The 22,510-nt window shown below is 70.2% G+C and carries 16 protein-coding genes; 4 read left to right on the top strand and 12 right to left on the bottom strand.

Annotation, left to right across the window (positions count from 1 at the left end; all coding sequences use genetic code 11):
• Window positions 1-544: 544 nt before the first annotated feature.
• Entirely contained in the window at window positions 545-1,486 is a 942-nt protein-coding gene (locus ACFSOX_RS08585) for a 50S ribosomal protein L11 methyltransferase (RefSeq protein WP_378477388.1), read from the top strand.
• On the opposite strand, the gene ACFSOX_RS08590 is transcribed toward ACFSOX_RS08585, so the two are convergent.
• Window positions 1,472-1,732: a hypothetical protein gene (locus ACFSOX_RS08590; RefSeq protein ID WP_378477389.1), complete on the bottom strand. Its 261-nt coding sequence runs from the start codon at window positions 1,730-1,732 to the stop codon at window positions 1,472-1,474. The genes ACFSOX_RS08585 and ACFSOX_RS08590 overlap by 15 nt on opposite strands.
• A gap of 436 nt (window positions 1,733-2,168) precedes the next feature.
• Here ACFSOX_RS08590 and ACFSOX_RS08595 point away from each other — a divergent pair, with 436 nt between their 5' ends.
• On the top strand, window positions 2,169-4,028 hold the full coding sequence (locus tag ACFSOX_RS08595) for an aminopeptidase P family protein (RefSeq protein WP_378477390.1): 1,860 nt from the start codon (window positions 2,169-2,171) through the stop codon (window positions 4,026-4,028).
• A complete protein-coding gene (locus ACFSOX_RS08600; protein WP_378477391.1) occupies window positions 4,025-4,714 on the top strand; it encodes an SDR family oxidoreductase in 690 nt (229 codons plus the stop codon). Before ACFSOX_RS08595 ends, ACFSOX_RS08600 begins: the two co-directional genes overlap by 4 nt.
• 328 nt (window positions 4,715-5,042) lie before the next feature.
• Here the strand turns inward: ACFSOX_RS08600 and glxR are convergent, their stop codons facing one another.
• The 6 genes from glxR to ACFSOX_RS08630 form a co-directional block, all read right to left on the bottom strand.
• Window positions 5,043-5,984 carry a 2-hydroxy-3-oxopropionate reductase gene (glxR, locus tag ACFSOX_RS08605; RefSeq protein ID WP_378477446.1) on the bottom strand — a complete coding sequence of 314 codons (942 nt, stop codon included), beginning with the start codon at window positions 5,982-5,984 and terminating at the stop codon, window positions 5,043-5,045.
• Between the two features lie 38 nt (window positions 5,985-6,022).
• A complete protein-coding gene (gene garL, locus ACFSOX_RS08610) occupies window positions 6,023-6,808 on the bottom strand; it encodes a 2-dehydro-3-deoxyglucarate aldolase (RefSeq protein WP_378477392.1) in 786 nt (261 codons plus the stop codon).
• A gap of 55 nt (window positions 6,809-6,863) precedes the next feature.
• Window positions 6,864-8,231, bottom strand: coding sequence for a glucarate dehydratase (gene gudD, locus ACFSOX_RS08615; RefSeq protein ID WP_378477393.1), 1,368 nt, complete (start codon window positions 8,229-8,231; stop codon window positions 6,864-6,866).
• Window positions 8,232-8,459: 228 nt separating this feature from the next.
• On the bottom strand, window positions 8,460-9,446 hold the full coding sequence (locus tag ACFSOX_RS08620; protein ID WP_378477394.1) for a Bug family tripartite tricarboxylate transporter substrate binding protein: 987 nt from the start codon (window positions 9,444-9,446) through the stop codon (window positions 8,460-8,462).
• A gap of 110 nt (window positions 9,447-9,556) precedes the next feature.
• On the bottom strand, window positions 9,557-11,110 hold the full coding sequence (gene garD / locus ACFSOX_RS08625) for a galactarate dehydratase (protein WP_378477395.1): 1,554 nt from the start codon (window positions 11,108-11,110) through the stop codon (window positions 9,557-9,559).
• 70 nt (window positions 11,111-11,180) lie between these two features.
• A complete protein-coding gene (locus tag ACFSOX_RS08630; protein ID WP_378477396.1) occupies window positions 11,181-12,542 on the bottom strand; it encodes an MFS transporter in 1,362 nt (453 codons plus the stop codon).
• A gap of 284 nt (window positions 12,543-12,826) precedes the next feature.
• Here ACFSOX_RS08630 and ACFSOX_RS08635 point away from each other — a divergent pair, with 284 nt between their 5' ends.
• Window positions 12,827-13,621 (top strand): FadR/GntR family transcriptional regulator, encoded by a 795-nt coding sequence (locus ACFSOX_RS08635; protein ID WP_378477397.1) that lies wholly within the window; start codon window positions 12,827-12,829, stop codon window positions 13,619-13,621.
• 144 nt (window positions 13,622-13,765) lie between these two features.
• Here the strand turns inward: ACFSOX_RS08635 and ligA are convergent, their stop codons facing one another.
• The 5 genes from ligA to ftsZ form a co-directional block, all read right to left on the bottom strand.
• The gene (gene ligA, locus ACFSOX_RS08640) at window positions 13,766-15,904 is read right to left on the bottom strand and encodes an NAD-dependent DNA ligase LigA (protein WP_378477398.1); all 2,139 of its coding nucleotides are present in this window, start codon (window positions 15,902-15,904) and stop codon (window positions 13,766-13,768) included.
• A gap of 145 nt (window positions 15,905-16,049) precedes the next feature.
• The gene (gene recN / locus ACFSOX_RS08645; protein ID WP_378477399.1) at window positions 16,050-17,720 is read right to left on the bottom strand and encodes a DNA repair protein RecN; all 1,671 of its coding nucleotides are present in this window, start codon (window positions 17,718-17,720) and stop codon (window positions 16,050-16,052) included.
• Between the two features lie 265 nt (window positions 17,721-17,985).
• On the bottom strand, window positions 17,986-18,882 hold the full coding sequence (locus ACFSOX_RS08650) for an outer membrane protein assembly factor BamD (protein ID WP_378477400.1): 897 nt from the start codon (window positions 18,880-18,882) through the stop codon (window positions 17,986-17,988).
• A gap of 182 nt (window positions 18,883-19,064) precedes the next feature.
• A complete protein-coding gene (lpxC, locus tag ACFSOX_RS08655) occupies window positions 19,065-20,021 on the bottom strand; it encodes a UDP-3-O-acyl-N-acetylglucosamine deacetylase (RefSeq protein ID WP_378477401.1) in 957 nt (318 codons plus the stop codon).
• A 665-nt stretch (window positions 20,022-20,686) separates the two neighbouring features.
• Window positions 20,687-22,483, bottom strand: a complete 1,797-nt coding sequence (gene ftsZ / locus ACFSOX_RS08660; protein WP_378477402.1) for a cell division protein FtsZ — start codon at window positions 22,481-22,483, stop codon at window positions 20,687-20,689.
• Between the last annotated feature and the right edge of the window lie 27 nt (window positions 22,484-22,510).

A 22,510-nucleotide genomic window follows, 5' to 3' on the forward strand; every position in this document is an offset into this window, starting at 1 on the left:
GACGGCCGAGCGCGCCTGTGGGCAAGTCTGTGGACAACTTTGTGGACAACTCTGTGCGGAGTCTGTGAGCGAGTGTGCGGACAAGTTCGGAACAAACCTGTGGACAGGTCTTGGGCGAGCTGTGATCTCCGCGTGGACGTGCTTGTGCGCAACTCTGTGGAAGAAACCCGGACAGGCCTGTGAATTGGCCCGTGAATTGATCGGGACAATCGGCCGGCTCGTGATGCTGTCGCGGGCCGCAGCGATGGGATCGTGTCTTTCCGATCCGAGCGCCCCGCACTGTCACGCGGCCGTCATCGATCCGATGAAATTACTGCGGTCAGAGATCGTTAAACATAACTCTTAAGATCCGACTGTTGATGTTTCGATCGAACTCGGCCAAAGGCTTCCAATTCGTTAATGTGAATTGTGAGGACTTCGATCCAGGCTCGTAGCCACGCACCCTCTCGGTCGCCCCCTCCCGAGACCAACCCCCGCCTCGCGCAGCCCCGCGTCGCCCTCGTGCTGCTTGCATCGGCGCCGGCCCCGGGCCACACCAGCCGCCATGCGCGAAGGACTGCAGCCTGCCCGGCCCTCCACGGTCGCCCGCCTCGTCACCACCGAGGCGCAGGCGCGCCGCATCGCCGACCTGCTCGGCGAGAGCTTCGATCCGGAGGAGACCGCGGTCGCGGCCTTCGAGATGCCGGACGAGAAGAGCTGGGGCGTGGAGGTCTATTTCGAGCACGCCCCCGACGAGGCCGCGGTTCGCGACCTGGTGGCGCTCGCCGCCGACCCTGAGACCGCCGCGGGCCTCCTCTTCGAGACGCTGTCGCAGAAGGATTGGGTCGCGGCCTCGCTGGAGGGGCTCGCGCCCGTGCCGGCCGGCCGCTTCGTCGTCCACGGCGCCCACGACCGCGCCCGGGTGGCGCGCCACCGCATCGCGATCGAGATCGACGCGGCGCTCGCCTTCGGCACCGGCCATCACGGCACGACGCGCGGCTGCCTCGTGGCGCTCGACCGCCTGCTGAAGACGGACGGCCCCCGCCCCGTGCGCCGGACCGCCGGCCACCAGGGGCGGCGCGGATCGGCGATCCTCGACATCGGCACCGGCACCGGCGTGCTGGCGATCGCGGCCGCCCGCGCGTTGCGCCGGCCCGTGCTGGCGAGCGACATCGATCCGGCCGCCGTGCGGGTGGCGCGCGACAATGTGCGGCTCAACCGGGCCGGAGGCTTCGTCACGCTGGCGATCGGCGCCGGGCTGACGGCGCCGGCGTTTCGGGAGCGCGGAAAGGCCCGGCTCGTCTTCGCCAACATCCTGCTCGGACCGCTGAAAAGGCTCGCCCGGCCGATCGCGGGCGCGCTCGGGCCGGGCGGAGTCGTGATCCTGTCGGGGCTTCTGGCGAGCCAAGCGAACGCGGCCCTCGCGGCCTATCGGGCGCAAGGGCTCCGCCTGGTCGGCCGCCTCACCCTCGACGGATGGGCGACGCTGGTCTTACGCCGAGGGTGACAGGCCGCCGGCCGTGTAGCGCATCGCCCAGGCGCGCGCGACGGCATCCGGCGCCTCGATGGCGCTGCCCACCACGTAGGAATGAAAATCCTCGTTGGCACGACCGAAGCTCTTCACCATGGCGAGGTGATAATCGAGCGCGTGCTTCGCGTTGGTGATCTGCGCCTCGTAGAGGCTGGCGAAAAACTCGTAATACGGAGACAGCGGCGAACCGACCGCAACTTTTTCGGGGCTGATAGTGGGCATGACGCATGATCCTTTTTTGGTCTGCGCCCCCCTCGTGTCGGTCTCCTGCCCGGTCCGGTCCGCAGCTCGTTTTCTGCACTGCAGTGTTTTTTGCTGCAACGCCAACATAAGCGTATCGAGCGACCCGCGACAGCGGGAAAACCCGGATTCGGACCCGCATTTGTCGCAAGGGTGAAATGTTCTTTCACATGATGAGAAGATAGATCGCACATTTCGCGTATTTTTGGCAGATCATCCGCATAGGCTGTGTCGTTCCGCGGGCCCGGGATCGCGGTCGCAGGGACGTCTTTACCGCACTGCAGCATCGACGATTCGCGGCCTCCGCGAGGTGTTCGTCGAGGTGTGGAGCGGGCGAGCGCGCTGCGGGTCACCCGGTTGCTCGGCGGTGTGGCAGGGCGGCATTGCCGCGCTGCGCCGGCCCCGATAGCTTGCCGCCATGCCCTCCCGATTCCAGAGCTTCGACGATCCGGCCGATCCGGCCGCGACACGGCCACGCCTCGCGGCGCTGCGGGCCGAGCTGGCGCACCGCGACCTCGACGGCTTCGTCGTCCCCCGCGCCGACCGCTGGCAGAACGAGTACGTCGCCCCCTGCGACGAGCGGCTCGCCTGGCTGACCGGCTTCACCGGCTCGGCCGGCGCCGCCATCGTGCTCGCCGACCGGGCCGTGCTGTTCGTCGACGGCCGCTACACGCTGCAGGCGGCCGAGCAAGTCGATCCCGGCCTGTTCGAGATCGCCCATCTCACCGACACCCCGCCGTCCGACTGGATCGAGGCGAACCTGCCGGCCGGCCGTCGGCTCGGCTACGACCCCTGGCTCCACACGGTGCGGGGCGCCGAGAAGCTCGCGACGGCCTGCGCGACGGCCGGCGGCACGTTGGTGCCGGTCGAGACCAATCCCGTCGACGCGGTGTGGACCGACCGGCCGGCGCCGCCGCGCGGCGCCGTGGTGATCCACGACACCCGGCACGCCGGCGAGGCCGCGACCGACAAGCTCGCCCGGCTGCGCAGCGAGCTCGCCGCCGGCCGCCTGGCCGCCCTCGTCGTCTCCGACCCGCACGCTGTCGCCTGGCTGTTCAACATCCGCGGCAGCGACGTCGCCCACACGCCGCTGCCGCTGGCGACCGCCATCGTGCCGGCCGACGACCGTCCGAGCCTCTATGTCGAGGCGGGCAAGATCGCGCCCGCCGTGCGCGAGGCGCTCGCCGGCCTCGCCGACCTGCCCGACCCCGACGCCTTCGAGCACGATCTCGCCCGCCTCGCCGCGACCGGCGCGGCCATCCGGATCGACGACGCGACCGGGGCCGACGCCCTCGCCCGCATCGTCACCCAGGCCGGCGGCCAGGTGTCGCGCGGCGCCGATCCGATCGCCCTGATGAAGGCGGTGAAGAACGAGACCGAGATCGACGGCGCCCGCGCCGCGCATCGGCGCGACGGGATCGCCCTCACCCGCTTCCTCGCCTGGCTCGACCGCGCCTGCCGCGACGGTGCGGCGGACCACATGCCGACCGAGATCGACGCCGTCGAGGCGCTGGAGCAGTTCCGCGCCGACACCGGTCTCCTGGAGGACGTGTCGTTCCCGACCATTTCGGGGGCCGGCCCGAACGGCGCCATCGTCCATTACCGGGTGACGCGTCGGACCAACCGGCGGCTCGCGCCGGGCGAATTGTTCCTGATCGACTCCGGCGCCCAGTATGTCGACGGCACCACCGACGTGACCCGCACGGTCGCGATCGGTACGCCGAGCGACGAGATGCGGGACCGCTTCACCCGCGTGCTGAAGGGCCACATCGCGGTCGCCCGCGCCGTCTTCCCGGACGGGACCACGGGCGCCCAGCTCGACAGCTTCGCCCGCATGTTCCTGTGGTCGGCCGGGCTCGATTTCGATCACGGCACCGGCCACGGCATCGGCAGTTATCTCTCGGTGCACGAGGGCCCGGCCCGCATCTCCAAGCTCGGCACCACGCCGCTGATGCGCGGCATGATCCTCTCCGACGAGCCCGGCTACTACAAGACCGGCGCCTACGGGATCCGCATCGAGAACCTGCTGCTGGTGATCGCGGCGCCCCCGGTCGCCGGCGCCGAGAAGCCGTTGAACGCCTTCGAGACCCTGACGCTGGCGCCGATCGACCTGCGCCTCGTCGCGCCGGCGCTGATGAGCGACGACGAGATCGCCTGGCTCGACGCCTATCACACCCGGGTGCGGGCGATCCTGTCGCCCGCCCTCGACGCCCAGACCCGCGACTGGCTCGCGCAAGCGACGCGGCCGGTCGCCGCATTCGCCGGAGTGACCGCATGACCACGTTCCTGATCACCGGCGCGAGCCGCGGCATCGGCCTCGGCCTCGTCGAGCGGCTCGCCGCCCGCGGCGACCGCGTGCTCGCCTGCGCCCGCGATCCCGCCGCCCCCGATCTGGCGGCCCTCGCCGCCCGCCATCCGGAACTGATCACGACCCACCGGCTCGACGTCGGCGACCAGGACTCGGTGGCGCAGCTCGCAGGTAGCCTCGACGGCCAGCCGATCGACGTGCTGGTCAACAATGCCGGCGTGCGCGGCCCGGACCGCCAGGGTGCGCTCGACATGGATTTCGACGGCTTCGCGCAGACGCTCGCGATCAACACGCTGGCGCCGCTGCGCGTCGCCCAGGCGCTGCTGCCGAACCTGCGCCGTGGCAAGCACGCCCGCATCGTCACGGTGTCGAGCATCATGGGCCAGCTCACCGGCGGTGGCGCCGGCGACGTCGCCTATCGCACCTCGAAGGCCGCCGTGAACAAGGTGATGCAGGGGCTGGCCGCCGAGCTGCGGCCGATGGGCATCGCGGTCGCGGTCGTGCATCCGGGCTGGGTGAAGACCGACATGGGCGGCAAGGGCGCGGCCCTGACCGTCGCCCAGTCGACCCGGGGCATCGTCGGCGTGATCGACGACCTGACGATCGACAAGACCGGCGGCTTCTTCAACTACGACGGCAAGACCCTGCAGTGGTGAGTTCGGGCGTCCGGGGGCTGCGCGATCGGCAGGCCTTTCGATGGTCATCGTCCGCGCAGACGATGGCTTTACGCAACTCGTCATTGTGGAGCGCGCCGACGGCGCGAACCCGGACTCCAGCGGCGAACTCCTCGTTTCGGGCTGGATTCCGGGTTCCGCACTTCGCCCCGCCCCGGAATGACGAGAGGCAAAGAAACCGGCCGGGCTCTCGCCCGGCCGCAGTGACCGACCGCGCCGGACCGCGGCGCGTCCGGCAGTCACCGTCCGGTCCCCGCCAGGAGAAGCGGTCGGCCGGACGGCGGTCGCGAACGGCGACGTCAGCGCGGGGTCAGCTCGTCTGACCGATCTCGAAGTTCGCCATCAGCTCGAGCGCCTTCACCATGCCGGAGTGATCCCAGGCGGCGCCGCCATGCGCGGCGCAGGCGTTGAACAGCTCCTGTGCGGTCGCCGTGTTGGGCAGGCTCAGGCCCATCTTGCGGGCGGCCGAGAGGGCGAGGTTCAGATCCTTCTGATGCAGGGCGATGCGGAAGCCCGGATCGAAGTTGCGCTTCACCATGCGCTCGCCGTGCACCTCGAGGATGCGCGAGTTGGCGAAGCCCCCCATCAGGGCCTGCCGCACCTTGGCCGGATCGGCGCCCGCCTTGGAGGCGAACAAGAGCGCCTCGCCGACCGCCTCGATGGTCAGCGCGACGATGATCTGGTTCGCCACCTTGCAGGTCTGGCCCGCGCCGGTGCCGCCGACCAGCGTGATGTTCTTGCCCATCAGCTCGAACAGCGGCTTCACGGTGTCGAACACCGCGTCCTTGCCGCCGACCATGATGGTGAGCGAGGCCTGCTTGGCGCCGACCTCGCCGCCCGACACCGGCGCGTCGAGATACTCGCAGCCGAGCGCCTCGATCTTGGCGGCGTACTCCTTGGTCTCGACCGGCGAGATCGAGCTCATGTCGACGACGATCTTGCCTTTCGAGAGGCCGGCCGCGATGCCGTTCTCCGAGAACAGCGCGGCGCCGACGTCCGGCGTGTCCGGCACCATCACGAAGACGATGTCCGCCTTCTCGGCGACCTCCTTGCCGGACGCGCAGGCGACACCGCCCTTGTCGGTCAGCTCGGCCTTCGGCGGCCGCAGGTCGTAGAGGAAGAGCTGGTGGCCTGCGGCGATCAGGTGGCCCGCCATCGGCGTGCCCATGATGCCCAGGCCGACGAAGCCGATCTTGCTCATGTGTGTCTCCTTCGGAGGTGCGCCGCCGGTCTTGTCTCGCGCGACGTCGATGTGAGAAACGAGAAAACGAAGAACGTGAGATGCGGGCCTCAGCCCGCCTTGAACTTGTCGCGCAGCGCCTGCGTGGCACCGCGGAACAGGCCGAGGTCGCTGCCGACCGCGACGAAGGTGGCGCCCCACTCGAGATAACGACGCGCCTCCGACTCGACCCCGGTGAGGATGCCGGCCGCCTTGCCGGCCGCCCGGGCGCGATCGAAGATGTGCCTGATCACCTCCTGCACCTGCGGATGTGCCGGGTTCGCCAGATGCCCGTAGGCGGCGGCGAGATCGTTCGGTCCGACGAAGATGCCGTCGACGCCGTCGACGGCGGCGATCGCGTCCACGGCCTCGACGCCCTTGCGGGTCTCGATCTGCAGCAGCACCGTGATGTTGTCGTTGATCCCCGGGAAGTAGCCCTTCGGATTCAGCGTGCCGTAATTGTTGCTGCGCTGGGCGATCGAGACGCCGCGGATGCCGGCCGGCGGATAGCGCGTGGAGGCGACGGCACGCTCGGCTTCCTCGACGCTCTCGATGTAGGGAATGAGGAAGTTGTGGAAGCCGACGTCGAGCAGCCGCTTGAGGATGACGGGCTCGTTCCACGGCGGCCGCACGACCGGCGCCGAGACGCTGTCCTTGAGCGCCATCAGTTGCGGCACCAGCGACAGCACGTCGTTGGGCGAGTGCTCGGCGTCGAGCAGAATCCAGTCGAACCCGGCGAGACCGAGGATCTCGGTGGTGATCGGGCTCGCCAGCGACGCCCAGCAGCCGATCACGGTCTTGCCGGACCGGATGTCGGCGCGGAACTGATTTGGAAAGGGACAGTAAGGGGTGCTCATCGTGGGTCCGTGTCTTTCGGGAGACGCCGTCGTGTGGTGAGTCTTCTCGGCGGAATCAGCGCACCAGGCAGGGCTTCTTGCGGTCGAACGTCCACCCCGGGATCAGGTACTGCATCGCGACCGCGTCGTCGCGGGCGCCGAGCCCGTGCTCCTGGTAGAGCCGGTATGCTTTTTCGACGGCGTCCATGTCGAGCGTGACGCCGAGGCCCGGAGTGGTCGGCACGGCGATCCTGCCGCCCTTGATCTGCAAGGGCTCGCGGGTGAGGAACTGGCCGTCCTGCCAGATCCAGTGTGTGTCGATCGCCGTGACGCGGCCGGGTGCCGCCGCCGCCACATGCGTGAACATGGCGAGCGACACGTCGAAATGGTTGTTGGAGTGCGAGCCCCAGGTGAGGCCGAAGTCGCGGCAGGTCTGCGCCACCCGCACCGAGCCCTGCATGGTCCAGAAATGCGGATCGGCGAGCGGGATGTCGACCGATTGCAGCACCAGCGAATGCACCATCTCGCGCCAGTCGGTGGCGATCATGTTGGTGGCGGTCGGCAGGCCGGTGGCGCGGCGGAACTCCGCCATCACCTCGCGGCCGGAGAAGCTGCCCTCCGAACCGCACGGATCCTCGGCATAGGCGAGCACGGGACCGAGGCCGCGGCACAGCCGGATCGCCTCGTCGAGGTGCCAGGCGCCGTTCGGATCGAGGGTGATGCGCGCCTCCGGGAACCGCTGCTTGAGGGCCGTGACGGCCGCGACCTCCTCGTCGCCGGCGAGCACGCCGCCCTTGAGCTTGAAATCACGAAACCCGTAGCGGGCCTCGGCCGCCTCGGCGAGCCGCACCACGGCCTGAGGCGTCAGCGCGACCTCGTGGCGCAGCGTCTGCCAATCGTCACCCTTCTCGGGTGGCGCCTCGTAGGGCAGCGGCGTCTTGGCGCGGTCGCCGACATAGAACAGATAGCCGAGCACATCGACGGCGTCGCGCTGCTGGCCCTCGCCGAGCAGCGCCGCCACCGGCACGCCCAGATGCTGGCCGAGCAGATCGAGCAGCGCCGACTCGAGCGCCGTGACGGCGTGGATGGTGACGCGCAGGTCGAAGGTCTGGAAGCCGCGGCCGCCGGCGTCGCGCGTCGCGAAGGTCTTTCGCACGCCGTCGAGGATCGCGTTGTAGGTGCCGATCGACCGGCCGACGACGAGCGGCGTCGCGTCCTCCAGCGTCTTGCGGATCGCCTCGCCCCCCGGCACCTCGCCGACACCGGTGTGGCCGGACGAGTCGGTCATGATCACGAGGTTGCGGGTGAAGAACGGCCCGTGCGCGCCGCTAAGATTGAGCAGCATGCTGTCGCGGCCGGCGACCGGCACGACCCGCAGCCCGGTGACGACCGGGGTGCCCTTCACGACGGTCTCATTCGCAGTGGCCGCATCCTTGGTGGTCATGGCGTCGTCACTCTCCTGCGCGGCGCCACGCTCGGGCGCGCGTATCGTTCAAGTCCCGTCGTTCCGGGGCGCGGACCGAAAGGTCAGCGAACCCGGAACCAGCGACACACTTCGACATCCGGGCCGGATTCCGGGTTCGCCGCGGAGCCTGTGCTCGGGCGGCGCGAAGCGCCGACCCGAGTTCGGCGCCCCGGAACGACCAGAACCCGTCGCTCCGCTTCCCTCGCCCTACTCCAGCGAGATCTTGCCGACCTCGATGACCTCCTTCCAGCGGGCCAGCTCCTGCACCAGGAAGGCGCGGAACTCGTCCGGCGTGTTGGCGACGATCTCGAAGCCGAGCTCCTCCATCCGCGGACGCACGTCGGGCGCGTTGAGCGACCCGACGATCTCGCCGTGCAGCTTCGCCTTCACGTCGGCCGGCAGGCCCTTGGGTGCGGCGATCGCCTGCCAGGAGAACACGTCGGCCCCCGACACGCCCGCCTCCGACAGCGTCGGCACGTTCGGCAGGAGCGGCGAGCGCTTGTCGCCCGTCACGGCGAGCACCTTGAGGTTGCCGCCCTTGATCTGGCTGATCACCGCGTTGATGTTCTGGAACGACACGTCGACATGGCCGGCGACGAGATCGCTGATCGCCGGCGCGCCGCCGCGGTACGGCACATGCAGACCGGACGTGCCGGTCTTCTGCCAGAACAGCGCCGCGGTGAGATGGTCGGACGAGCCGGCGCCCGAGCTCGCGAAGGAAATTTTGCCGGGCTTCTTCTTCAGCTCGGCGACCAGCTCGGCGACCGTGTTGGCCGGGAACTTCGGATTGGCGACCAGCACGTTCGGGGCCCGCACCGCGACCGTCAGCAGATCGAAGTCCTTGAGCGGGTCGTATTGCAGCTTGGGCTGCAGGAACGGGTTGGTCGCATAGACGCCGATCGAGGCGACCAGGATGGTGTAGCCGTCCGGCTGAGCGCGCGCCACCGTGGTCGCTCCGATGGCACCGGTGGCGCCCGAGCGGTTCTCCACCACGAAGGGCTGGCCGAGGCGCTCGGCGAGCTTCTGGCCGACCTGGCGGGCGACCATGTCGGTCGAGCCGCCGGGCGGGAACGGCACCACCACGGTGACGGCCTTGTCGGGCCAGGCCGCCGAGGCCGGCGCGGGGAAGAGTCCGAGCGCCGCGGTGCCGCCCGCGAGCGCGAGCAGCGTGCGGCGGCTGAGGTCTGTCGTCATGTCGCGTTTCTCCCGGGGGTTTTTCTGAAGCTGAAAGGTGCTGGTCTTGTTCTCGTTGGTGGTCGTCGTGTCGTTGGTCGTCAGATCGAGCGTCGTCCGGTCGGTGGTCGTCAGGTCACCGGCGCGGGGTTGAAGACGGCGAGCGCGTTGTGCAGGCCCCAGTGGTCGGACCACGGTTTCTTGCGGCCCGAGGCGACGTCGAGCAGCAGGTGGAACAGCTCCCAGCCGATCTCCTCGATGGACTTCTCGCCGGTGGCGATGCGGCCGGCGTCGATGTCGATCAGGTCGTGCCAGCGCGCCGAGAGATCCTTGCGGGTCGCCATCTTGATCACCGGCACGGCGGCGAGCCCGTAGGGTGTCCCACGCCCTGTGGTGAACACCTGGAGCGTGATGCCCGACGCGAGCTGCATGGTGCCGCAGACGAAGTCCGAGGCCGGCGTCGCCGCGAAGATCAGGCCCTTGGTCGTCGCCTTCTCGCCCGGCGCCAGCACGGCCGAGATGGCGCTGGTGCCCGACTTGGCGATCGAGCCGAGCGCCTTCTCGACGATGTTGGCGAGGCCGCCCTTCTTGTTGCCGGGCGTCGGATTGGCGCTGCGGTCGGTCTCGCCGGCGGCGAGATAGCGGTCGTACCAGTCCATCTCGCGGATCAGCGCGCGACCGATCGCCTCGGTCTTGCAGCGCGGCGTGAGCAGATGCACGGCGTCGCGCACCTCGGTCACCTCGGAGAACATCACGGTGGCGCCGGCCCGCACCAGCAGATCCGAGCAGAAGCCGACCGCCGGGTTCGCCGTGACGCCCGAGAAGGCGTCGGAGCCGCCGCACTGCATGCCGACGACGAGCTCGGAGGCCGGCACCGGCTCGCGCTTGCGGCGATTCAGCTTCTCAAGATGCCGCTCGGCCGCCTCCAGGATCGCGTCGACCATCGCGCCGAACCCGGTGAAGCGCTCGTCCTGCATGCGAACGATCGTGTCGTCGGCCGCGCCCTCGTAGGCCTCCGGCACCAGGCGCTCCGGCTGCAGCTTCTCGCAGCCCAGCGAGATGACCATGATCTCCCCGCCGAAGTTCGGGTTGAGCGCGATGTTCTGCAGCGCCCGGATCGGCACCACGGCGGCCGGCGCATTGATGGCCACGCCACAGCCGTAGAGATGGTTGAGGCCGACCACGTCGTCGACGTTCGGGTAGCGCGGCAGCAGGCGCTCCTTGATCAGCCGCACCACGTAATCGACCGTGCCGGCGACGCAGTGGACGCTCGTCGAGAGGCCGAGGATGTTGCGGGTGCCGACCGAGCCGTCCGGATTGCGGTAGCCGTCGAACGTGTAGCCTTCGAGCGGCGGCAGATCGGGCGGCACGCGGGTGGCGAGCGGCAGCGCGTCCAGCGCGGGCGGCTGCGGGAGCTGCAGCGCGAACTCGTCGATCCAAGAGCCTTTCCGCAAAGCGCGGCCGGCGATGCCGATCACCTCGCCGTAGCGGCGCACGATGCCGCCCTGCGGAATGTCTTCGAGCGCCACCTTGTGGCCCTGCGGAACGTGATCGACCAGCGTCAGCCCGTCGTCGAACACGGTGCCGGCCGGCAGGCCGCCGGAGTTGGCGACGATCGCGACATTGTCGTCGGCATGCACCTTGATGCGGAGCGGCTTCGTCCGGGTCGCGGTGTCGGTGAGCATGATCGGGCTCCGTGGCGGAAGGCTTCGGATGCGATCCGGAGGCGCCGCGCGGCGCCTCCGGATCCGGGGGTCAGGCCGGCTGGCGGGGGACCGAGCGCGTGAGCTTCACGCGGTCGATGGTGCCGACCACGAACAGCATGCTGAGCAGCGCGACCGCGGCGCTCGCGCCGACGAAGACCAGCGCGCTGGCGAAGGAGCCGGTCGCCTGCAGGATGTAGCCGATGACGATCGGCGTCACGATGCCGGCGAGATTGCCGAAGGTGTTGAACAGCGCCCCCGAAAGACCACCGGCCTCCTTGGGCGACGTGTCGGAGACGACGGCCCAGCCGAGCGCGCCGACGCCCTTGCCGAAGAAAGCGAGCGACATGAAGAAGACGACCAGCATGTCGGATTCGACGTAGTTGCAGGCGACCATCGCCATCGCCATCAGCATGCCGGCGACGATCGGGGTCTTGCGGGCCGCCGACAGCGACCAGCCGGCCTTCAGGAGACGGTCGGAGACCCAGCCGCCCAGCACGCCGCCGACGAAGCCGCAGATCGCCGGCAGCGAGGCGACGAAGCCCGCCTTCAGGATCGTCATGTGCCGCTCGGTGACCAGATAGACCGGGAACCAGGTCAGGAAGAAGTAGGTCATCACGTTGATGCAGAACTGGAAGACATAGACGCCGACCAGCATGCGGGTGGACAGCAGCTCCTTCAGGCAGGCGATGGTGTCGACCTGCGGGCCCTCGATCTTCACCTTGGCGTCGAGCTCGACCAGTGCGCCACCGGCCTGGATGTAGTCGAGCTCAGCCTGGTTGACGCGCGGATGCCCCTTCGGGCCGTAGATCACCTTGCCCCAGACCAGCGCCAGCAGGATGCCGAGGCCGCCCATGAAGTAGAAGACGAACTGCCAGCCGAGCGAATGGACGATCCAGCCCATGATCGGGGCGAAGAAGGCGGTCGCGAAATACTGGGCCGAGTTGAAGATCGCCGAGGCGAAGCCGCGCTCGTTCGCCGGAAACCACGCCGAGGTGATGCGGCCGTTGCCCGGAAAGGACGGCGCCTCGGCGGCGCCGACGGCGAGCCGCAGCAGGAACAGCACCGCGACCGCGGCCCCGCCGGTGAGAAAGCCGACGGCGCCCTGGAACATCGTGAACAGCGACCAGATGGTCAGCGCGACCGCGTAGGTCGTCTTGGAGCCGAAGCGGTCGAGCAGCCAGCCGCCCGGAAGCTGCGCCAGCACATAAGACCACGCGAAGGCGGAGAAGATGTAACCCATCTGGATGGGCGACAGATCGAGCGCCTTGCGGATGTCGGGACCGGCGATCGAGATGGTGGCGCGGTCGGCGAAGTTCACCGTGGTGACGACGAACAGCATCACCAGGATCGTCCAGCGCACATTGGTGCGCTTGACCGTGTCGGCGGCCGCCGCCGTGAGGGAGAGGGTCATCGGACTGCCTGCATACGCTACGCCGCGAGCGGGCCGAACCGGGCCCACCTGGCCGTTGCGGTCGGAAGGGGCCCGAAACGATCGGGCCGACGAATCCTCATCTGTCGTCGTATGACTTTTGGCGGCGACGGGAGGGCGGCATCAGAAGTGCCGGAATGCGGATGCTGCCTCAATCCGAAATAATACTGAATTTCCGCGTTCAGCAGAAGAGGCGGCTTGCGATCTTTTTCATAAGACGTATGATGACTAGGCCTCGTCACGCCGCCCAGCATCCGAGTCGCCCCATGTCCGCCATCGACTCCGCCCCATCCCGCGACACGCCCGCCCTGACGGTCGAACGGGCGCGCCGGCCGAACCTCGCCGAGACGGTGGTGCGCACGCTGGGCGAGCGCATCCGCGGCGGTGTCTATCGGGCCGGCGGCAAGCTGCCCACCGAGCCGGAGCTGATGGCGGAGCTTCGCGTCAGCCGCACCGTGGTGCGCGAGGCGATGTCGCGCCTGCAGGCGAGCGGCCTCGTCGCCACGCGGCACGGCGTCGGCACCTTCGTGTGCGAGAGCCCGGCCGAACCGGTGCAGATCGGTACCGTCGTCACGGTGCAGGACGTGCTCGCCATGCTGGAGCTGCGCATCAGCCTGGAGACCGAGGCGGCGGCGCTCGCGGCGCGCCGACGCAGCGACGAGCACCTCGCCGAGATGCAGCGCGCCGTCGAGGCCTTCGAGGCCGAAATCGGTGCCGGCCGCAATGGCGTCGACCCCGACTTCCGCTTCCACATGCAGATCGCCCTCGCCACCGGCAACCGCTTCTTCGAGACGATCTTCCGCCAGCTCGGCACGGCGACGATCCCGCGCACCCGGATCGACACCTCGACGCTCGCGGCCGAGACGACCGAGTCCTACCTGTCGCGCACCAATCGCGAGCACGAGGCGATCCTCGACGCGATCCGCCGGCGCGACGCCGAATCGGCCCGCGCCGGCATGCGCATGCATCTCGCCAACAGCCGCGAGCGGGTGCGCCGGGCGAGCGAGACGGCGGCGGAGCGGGCGCCGGACACCGGCAGCCCGTCGGGCGAGGCGCGCTGACGCGCCTGCCGCACCTGACGCGGCGTCCGCTGAGCCGACCAACCCTCCGCCCGTTCCCGTGCGAGCGGGACTTCAGGGTCGCTGGGCCGCGCCGCCCGTGGATCCCCGCTTTCGTGGCGATGGGCGGGCTCTCGTGCCGGCCCGCTACGGCCCCTGCCCCACCAATGCGAACCACTCGTCCTCGGTCAGCACCGTAACGCCGGCGTCGCGGGCTTTCGACAGCTTCGAGCCGGCGCCTGGGCCGGCGACCAGGAAGTCGGTCTTCTTCGATACCGAGCCCGCCACCTTGGCGCCGAGCCGCTCGGCCATCGCCTTCGCCTCGTCGCGCGTCATCGTCTCCAGCGTGCCGGTGAACACCACGGTCTTGCCGGCGACCGGCGTCGTGGTCTGCGGCTTCTCCGCGTCGACGATTTTCGAAAGCTCGGCGACGAGATTTTCGACGACACGCTCGTTATGAGCTTCGCCGAAATACTTCGCCACCGCGTCGACGACGGCGTCGCCGATCTGGTCGACGGCGTCCATCTCGGCCCGCGCCTCCGCGTCGCCCGCCGCGATCCGCTTCGCCGCGGCGAAGAAGGCGTCCCACGAGCCGTAGGCGCGGGCGAGCTGGCGCGCCGTGGTCTCGCCGACATGGCGGATGCCGAGCGCGTAGATCAGCCGGTCGAGCGCGATGGTGCGGCGCGCCTCGATCGCGTCGAACAGGTTCTTCACCGAGGTGGCGCCGAAGCCCTCCTTGTCCTTCAGCTTCTTGAAGTTCGCCGCATCGCGCCGCGCCAGCGTGAAGATGGCGGCCGGCTCGGTCACCGGCAGATCCGGATCCTCGAAGAAGAAGGCGATCTGCTTCTCGCCGAGCCCCTCGATGTCGAAGGCGCGGCGCGACACGAAGTGCCTCAGATGCTCGATCTTCTGATACGGACAGGCGAACTCGCCGGTGCAGCGGGCGATCGCGCCCTCTTCTCCGCTCGCCGTCGTCTCGCGCACCAGCGGCGTCTTCAGGTCGCAGCGGCAGACGGTCGGGAACTGATAAGCTTGCGGCCCGCGCGGCCGTTCCTCGACGACCCGCACCACCTGCGGAATCACGTCGCCGGCGCGCTGGATCTCGACCGTGTCGCCGATCCGCACGCCGAGCCGGGCGATCTCGTCGGCGTTGTGGAGCGTGGCGTTCTGCACGACGACGCCACCGACCGTCACGGGCTCGAGCTTCGCGACCGGCGTGTGCGCGCCGGTGCGGCCGACCTGGATCTCGATGTCGTGCAGGAGCGTCGTCGCGCGCTCGGCCGGGAACTTGTGCGCGATCGCCCAGCGGGGGCTACGCGACACGAAGCCGAGTCGCTCCTGATAATCGAGCCGGTCGACCTTGTAGACGACGCCGTCGATGTCGTAGTCGAGCGTCGCCCGGTTCAGCCCGATCTCGCGATGGAAGGCGATCAGCGCCTCGGCCGAAGAGCAGCGCCGCGTCAGCGGATTGGTCTTGAACCCGCAGTGCTCGAACCACGTGATCATGCCGGACTGGCTGTCGGCCGGCAGGGTGCTCATCTCGCCCCACGCATAGGCGAAGAAGCCGAGCGGCCGCGACGCCGTGACGCCCGGATCCTTCTGGCGCAACGAGCCCGCGGCCGAGTTGCGCGGATTGGCGAAGACCTGCCCGCCCGCCGCCTTCTGCCGCGCGTTGAGCGCCAGGAACGCCGCCTTGGTCATGTAGACCTCGCCGCGCACCTCGCAGACCGGCGGCACGCCGCGCGCCTTCAACACCTGCGGAACGTCCTTCACGGTGCGGATGTTGGCCGTCACGTCCTCGCCTTCGAAGCCGTCGCCGCGGGTCGCCGCCGAGACGAGGCGGCCGTTCTCGTAGCGCAGCGACATCGACAGCCCGTCGATCTTCGGCTCGGCGCTGAAGGCGACGGGCGCGTCGTCGGCGAGCCGCAGGAAGCGCCGCACGCGCGCGACGAACTCTTCCACCTCCGCGTCCGCGAAGGCGTTGTCGAGGGAGAGCATCGGCACCGCGTGGCGCACCTTGGCGAAGCCGCGCGAGGGCGCCGCGCCCACTTTTCGGGAGGGCGAGTCGGCGCGGATCAGCTCCGGAAAGCGCGCCTCGATGGCGGCGTTGCGGCGGCGCAGCGCGTCGTAGTCCGCATCCGAGACGCTCGGCGCGTCCTCCTGATAATAGCGCGCATCGTGCGCCGCGATCTCCTCCGCCAGCCGCGCGAGCTCGGCCGCAGCCTCCTCGGGGGTGAGGGAGTCGACAGAACGGCCGGCGTCTGTGCGAGAGGAGGTTTTGGCCACGGATACTCGACCTCGTCATGGCCGGGCTCGTCCCGTCCATCCACGTCTTCGTCGCGGCGGACTCTAACGGCGTGGATGCCCGGCACAAGGCCGGGCATGACGGCGCTGCTGCGAAGCCGCGCGGCGCAACCGGACGGCCGCACCCCTACCCGCCCGCCGCCTTCAACAGCCGCTCTGCCGCAGCGCGGGCTTCCATGGTGATCTCGGCGCCGGAGAGCATGCGGGCGATTTCTTCGCGCCGGGTGCCGTCGTCGAGCACCGCGACCCGGGTCGCGACGCGCTTGCCGCGGTCGAGCGCGCCCTTGCTGATCAGGACGTGGCGGTCGGCACGCGCCGCCACCTGGGGGGCGTGCGTCACCGCCATCACCTGCACCTTGCGGCCGAGGCGGGCGAGCCGCACGCCGATGGCGTCGGCCACCGCCCCGCCCACCGCCGTGTCGATCTCGTCGAACACCAAAGTCGGGGCCGAGCCGCGGTCGGCGATCACCACCTTCAGCGCGAGGAGAAACCGCGACAGCTCGCCGCCCGAGGCGATCTTCATCAGCGGGCCGGGCGCCGTGCCCGGATTGGTCTGCACCTGGAACTCGACGTGGTCGAGCCCGTGCGGGCCGGCGCGCTCCGGCTCGGCGACGATCGCCGTCGTGAAGCGCGCCCGCTCGAGCTTCAGGGGCTTGAGCTCGCCGGCGACCGCCTTGTCGAGCGCCTCGCCGGCGCGCTTGCGCTTGTCCGAGAGGGCCGCCGCGGCACGGTCGAACGCCGCGGCCGCGGCCGCGGCCGTGCGCTCCAGCGCCGCGAGCGTTTCCGCCCCGGCGTCGATCAGGGCGAGGTCGGCCTCGTAGCGCTCGGCCAGCGCCGCCAGCGCGTCGACCGCGACGTTGTACTTGCGGCCCGCTGCGCGTAGCGCGAACAGCCGCTCCTCGATGCGCTCCAACATGTTCGCGTCGAAGGCGCCGGCGGCCAGCGCCGCCTCGAGATGGGCGCGCGCCTCGTCGAGCGCGGTCAGCGCCGCATCGATCGCCGCGATCGCCGGCGCGACATAGCCGCCCGCCGTGCCGCGCCGCTCCAGCCGCCGCACCGCGGCGGCGAGTGCCGGACCGGGCGACTGCGGCCCGGCGACGACGGCGAGGGCGTCGCGCAGATCGTCGGCGGCCTTCTCGGCTTGCATCATCTGGGCGCGCCGCTCCGCCAGCGTCGTCTCCTCGCCGGGCTCCGGGGCGAGCCGGCGCAGCTCCTCGACGGCGTGGCGCAGCCAGTCGGCCTCGCGCTGCGCCCGCGCGACCGCGGCGCGCTGCGTCGCCAGCGCCTCGGCCGCCTCGCGCCGCGCCGTCCACAGGCGCGCGACCGCGGCGGCGTCGCCCTCCAGCCCCGCATAGGCGTCGAGCAGATCGCGATGGCTCGCCGGATCGACGAGGGCGCGGGCGTCGTGCTGGCCGTGGATCTCGACGAGGCGCTCGCCGAGGCTCTGCAGCACCTTCACGGAGACCGGCTGGTCGTTGACGAAGGCGCGAGTGCGGCCGTCGGCGAGCTGCACGCGGCGCAGCAGGAGCTGATCCTCGACCGCGATGTCGTTGTCGCGCAGGAGCTCGTTGACCGGATGCGTCGCGCCCGGCTCGAACACGGCCGTCACCTGGCCCTGCTCGGCGCCGCTGCGCACCAGGCCGGCGTCGCCGCGCGCCCCGAGTGCCAGCGCGAAGGCATCGAGCAGGATCGATTTTCCGGCGCCGGTCTCGCCGGTCAGCACGGCGAGGCCCGGCCCGAAATCGAGGTCGAGCCGGTCGATGAGGACGATGTCGCGGATCGAAAGGCGGGCCAGCATGGGTTGTCCTATCGCCGCCGCTCCCCGAGACGCGAACCGTCATCCTGAGGTGCCCGGCGAAGCCGGGCCTCGAAGGATGGCGGCCGCTGTCCGGGCCGTCGCCCGTCGAGGGCGGCGTGTCTGCGCTTCGCGCCGCCACACGGCCACCTCGGGGTGACGGGGAGAGTACGGTTCTTGGCCGTCCTACAGGAACGCGAACGGCCGGGACAAGCCCGGCCGTCGCAAATCTCGTCGAATCGCTCGGCCTCGCCGCGCGGCGCCCGCGTCAGCCCAGTCCGACCTTCTTGAAGGCGCGGCTGATCCACGAGCCCTTGTTCTCGGACGGCTCGAAGCCGCCGCCCTTCACCAGGTTGTAGGCGTCCTTGTACCAGACACTGTCCGGGAAGTTGTGGCCGAGCACGGCGGCCGCGGTCTGCGCCTCGCTCGCGATGCCGAGCATCATGTAGCACTCGGTGAGCCGCATCAGCGCCTCCTCGACGTGCCGGGTCGTCTGATACTGCGTCACCACCACCTTGAAGCGGTTGATGGCGCCGATGAAGTTCTTCTTCTGCATGTAGTAGCGCGCGACCTCCATCTCCTTGGCGGCGAGATGGTCGCGGCCGACCTCGATCTTCTTGCGGGCCTGCGCGGCGTATTCCGAGGTCGGGTACTTGCGGATGACCTCCTCCAGCGCCTGGATCGCCTTCTCGGTGCGGGTCTGGTCGCGGGTCACGTCCGGGATCTGGTCGTAGTACGAGGCGCCGATCAGGTACTGGGCGTAGGCGACGTCCGGGCTGCCCGGATGCATCGTGACGTAGCGCTTGGCGGCGCCGATCGCCTCGTCGTACTGGCGCGTCTCGTAGTACGAATACGCGGTCATCAGGAGCGACTTGCGGGCCCACTCCGAATAGGGGTGCTGGCGGTCGACCTCCTCGAACTTCTTCACCGCCTCCTTGGGCGCGTTCTTCTCGTTCAGGAGGAAGACGCCCTCGTTGTAGAGCTTTTCGGCCGGAAGATCGGGTCCGAGATCGTCGTCGTTGCCGCCGAACAGGTTCGAGAGGCTGCTGCAACCGCCGAGAATCACCAGAACGGGCAGCAGCGCGATGAGGCGGCGCAGCCCGGCGCGGCCGCCTGCGGACCGGCCCGGGCGCGACGCGGCGCGCGATGTCGACGTTGAAAGCACCGAAGTCCCCCGTGAGACGCGTCGCGCGGCCGCCCGTCCTGGCCGTGATCCTGGACGCCGAACATCCCCTGTCGGGGCGGACTCAACCCCGACATTCGGCCGGGAATGTGGCGGGAGGGGTTCGCGGCGGGGCTCGCCGGGGGACATGCGTCCCGCCGGACACGCTCGTCCGGGCCGATTCGTCAGGACACGTCGGCGCTGTAGGCCGGGGCGGCGATGCCGGTGGTCAGCTCGGCGCGGCCGCGCACCGTGGTGCGGGCGAGCGCGGTGGCGTCGACCATGGTCCAGGCGGTCGGATCGGCCATCAGGGCCGAGATGACCGCGTGGTTGAGCTTGTGCCCGCCGCGCACCGAGCGGTACATGCCGAGCAGCGGCGCACCGGCCAACGCGAGGTCGCCGATCGCGTCGAGCGCCTTGTGGCGGACGAACTCGTCGGCCCAGCGCAGGCCGTCCGGGTTGAGGATGCGATTCTCGGCGACCACGAGGGTGTTCTCGAAGCTGGCGCCGAGCGCGTAGCCGGCGCTCCACAGCTTCGCCACGTCGCTCATGAAGCCGAACGTGCGGGCGCGGGCGATCTCACGGCGGAAATGGAGCGGATCGAGGTCGAAGGCCATCGCCTGGCGACCGATCAGCGGGTGCTCGAAGGCGATCTCGATCTCGAAGCGCATGCCGCGGTCGTAGGGGCGCAGCTCGCCGTAGGAACGGCCGTCGGCGACCCGGACCGGCTTGAGAACCTTGATCCAGCGGCGCGGCGCCGCCGTCGTCTCCAGGCCGACCCGGTCGATCGCCGCGACGAAGTCCTCGGCGCTGCCGTCCATGATCGGCATCTCGGGACCGTCGATCTCGATGATGGCGTTGTCGACGCCCAGCCCCGCCAGGGTGGCGAGCACGTGCTCGGCGGTCGAGCACAGCGGGCCGGTCGCGTCGCCGATCACGGTGGCGAAGTCGGTCGCCACCACGCAGCGGACGTCGGCCTTCACCTCGCGGTCGGGCTTGCCGTCGCTGCCCGGGCGCACGAACCGGATGCCGGTGCCGGGACCGGCCGGGTGCAGCGTCAGGGTGGCGGGCACGCCGGAGTGAACGCCGATCCCCGATACGGTCACGTCGGAGCGCAGCGTCGTCTGTCGGCCGGATTTCATGTGAACCGTCCCAATCCCAAAAAACTCTAGCGCGCCGCGATGCGCGGCAGTCCGTTCAAGTTTTTCCCCCACGGGACGCGATGTTCGGATCCTCGTCAGCCCGTCGCTTGTCACGCGCGCGTGGCTGCCCCGTCGAGGCCCAAGTCTGTCCCCGTGCCGAGTGAACATTAACCGTCTGATCCGTAACGGCCAACTCACGCTTTCTTACCGATTGTTACCTGATTTTCGAGCGCTTTCGACCGGGTTTCGGCCACGAAATCAGAGGACAACTGTCCTGTTCCGCAGCTTTGTCGCTTGACGCTGGCGGCTTCCCCACACCGTCCCACCAGGGCGGCGGGACGGTCCGCCGGAGGCGCGATGGGCCTGAGCGGCGCGTGCCGCAGGTGCTTCGTGGCGAATCGGCGGCGGGCGAATCACGCTCGCGCCACGACTGGCTCGCGCGAAGATCGTCCTGTCTGCGGAACGCGCGCCCGGCGCGCGCCCGGCGACGATCGAACGGCACCAGCCCCCCCCCCCCCCGCCCCGCGCCTCGGCTCCGAAAAATGGAATGGCCGGGCACGAGGCCCGGCCATTCGGTGCAGACCATCCGGAGGCAGGTCGGACGGTCCGCAGGCGGCCCGTCGCAGGCGGCGCGCCGAGGCGGACGGCGCTCCGCCCCCTGGACCCTAGTTCGCCTGCCGGCGCAGGAACGCCGGGATGTCGAGCTGGTCGTCGTCGTGCTGCGGGCCCGGCTGGGGAGCCGGACGGCCGTGCAGATCGAGACCCTGCGGCGCCTGCGGGCCCGGAGCGGGCCGGCGGGCATAGTCGGAGATCGGATCGGCCGCGCGGCCGACCGGCGGCATCGGCGGCATGCGGGGCGCCATCGGGCGCTCGGCCGGCATCGCCGGACGGGCCGCCTTCGGCGCCTCGACCGGGCGCGGCGCCTCCTCGGCCGTGCGACCGAGGCCGACGGCGGCGAGCCGCTGCAGCAGGGTCAGGCGGCGCTTCTCGGGGTGCTCCTCGCCCATCGGATCGGCGCCGCGCTGGGCGCGCAGCTCGTTCTGGGCCGGCAGCGGCAGCTCGTCGATGCGCGGCATGCGGGCCGGCCGGCCGGCCGGCCGCTCCGGCTGCGGCGGGATGAACACCTTGGGCGGCGCCTCGTGCGACTCGACCGGGGTCTCCTGGGCCATCGCGTCCGGGTAGAAGGTCGGCTTCGGCTGCTGGATCGGCCGGATGGTGACGTCCTCGATCTCGCGCGGGATCAGCGCGTCGGCGACCGCCGCGGTGGCGACGGCGTCGATCGACGGCGCGGCCGGCTCGGCCGGGATCAGCGGCTGGACGGCGGCCGGGGTGGCCTGCTCGAGCCGCTCGGCGATCCGCTTGTTGTCGGCGCGCAGCCGGTGGGCGAGCTCGGCGATGCGCGACTCGTGCGCCGCGGCCGCCTGGCTGTCCGGGGTGCGCGACGTGAAGGCCTCGACGGCCGGCACCGGCGCATGGTGCTGGCTCGCGCCGATCATCGCCGGGTCGACCCCGGTCGCCACCACGGAGACGCGGATGACGCCCTCGAGGGTCTCGTCGAAGGTGGCGCCGACGATGATGTTGGCGTCGGCGTCGACCTCCTCGCGGATGCGGGTCGCGGCCTCGTCGACCTCGTAGAGGGTGAGATCCTTGCCGCCCGTGATCGAGATCAGGAGCCCGCGGGCGCCTTTCATCGACACGTCGTCGATCAGCGGGTTGGCGATCGCGGCCTCGGCGGCGCGCAGCGCGCGCTTCTCGCCGGTCGCCTCGCCGGTGCCCATCATCGCCTTGCCCATCTCGCGCATCACGGCGCGGACGTCGGCGAAGTCGAGATTGATCAGGCCTTCCTTGACCATCAGGTCGGTGATGCAGCCGACGCCCGAGTAGAGCACCTGGTCGGCCATCGCGAAGGCGTCCGCGAAGGTCGTCTTCTCGTTGGCGATCCGGAACAGGTTCTGGTTCGGGATGATGATGAGGGTGTCGACCACCTTCTGCAGCTCGGAGATGCCGCTGTCGGCGAGCCGCATGCGGCGCTGGCCCTCGAAGTGGAACGGCTTGGTGACGACGCCGACCGTCAGGATGCCGAGCTCGCGGGCCGCGCGGGCGACGACGGGCGAGGCGCCCGTGCCGGTGCCGCCGCCCATGCCGGCGGTGACGAACACCATGTGGGCGCCGGTGAGATGATCACGAATCTCGTCGATCACCTCCTCGGCGGCGGCGCGGCCGACATCCGGCTGCGAGCCGGCGCCCAGCCCCTCGGTCGCCTGCACGCCCATCTGGATGATGCGCTCGGCCTCGGACATGGTCAGCGCCTGAGCATCGGTGTTGGCGACGACGAAGTCGACGCCCTGCAGCCCGGCCCGGATCATGTTGTTGACGGCGTTGCCGCCGGCACCGCCCACCCCGAACACGGTGATCCGCGGCTTCAGTTCCCGAATGTCCGGGATCTTCAGATTGATGCTCATGGCTGCCTCTTCGATGCGGGGGCGTGC

This window comes from Rhodoplanes azumiensis (assembly GCF_042682915.1).
Taxonomy (GTDB): Bacteria; Pseudomonadota; Alphaproteobacteria; order Rhizobiales; family Xanthobacteraceae; genus Rhodoplanes; species Rhodoplanes azumiensis.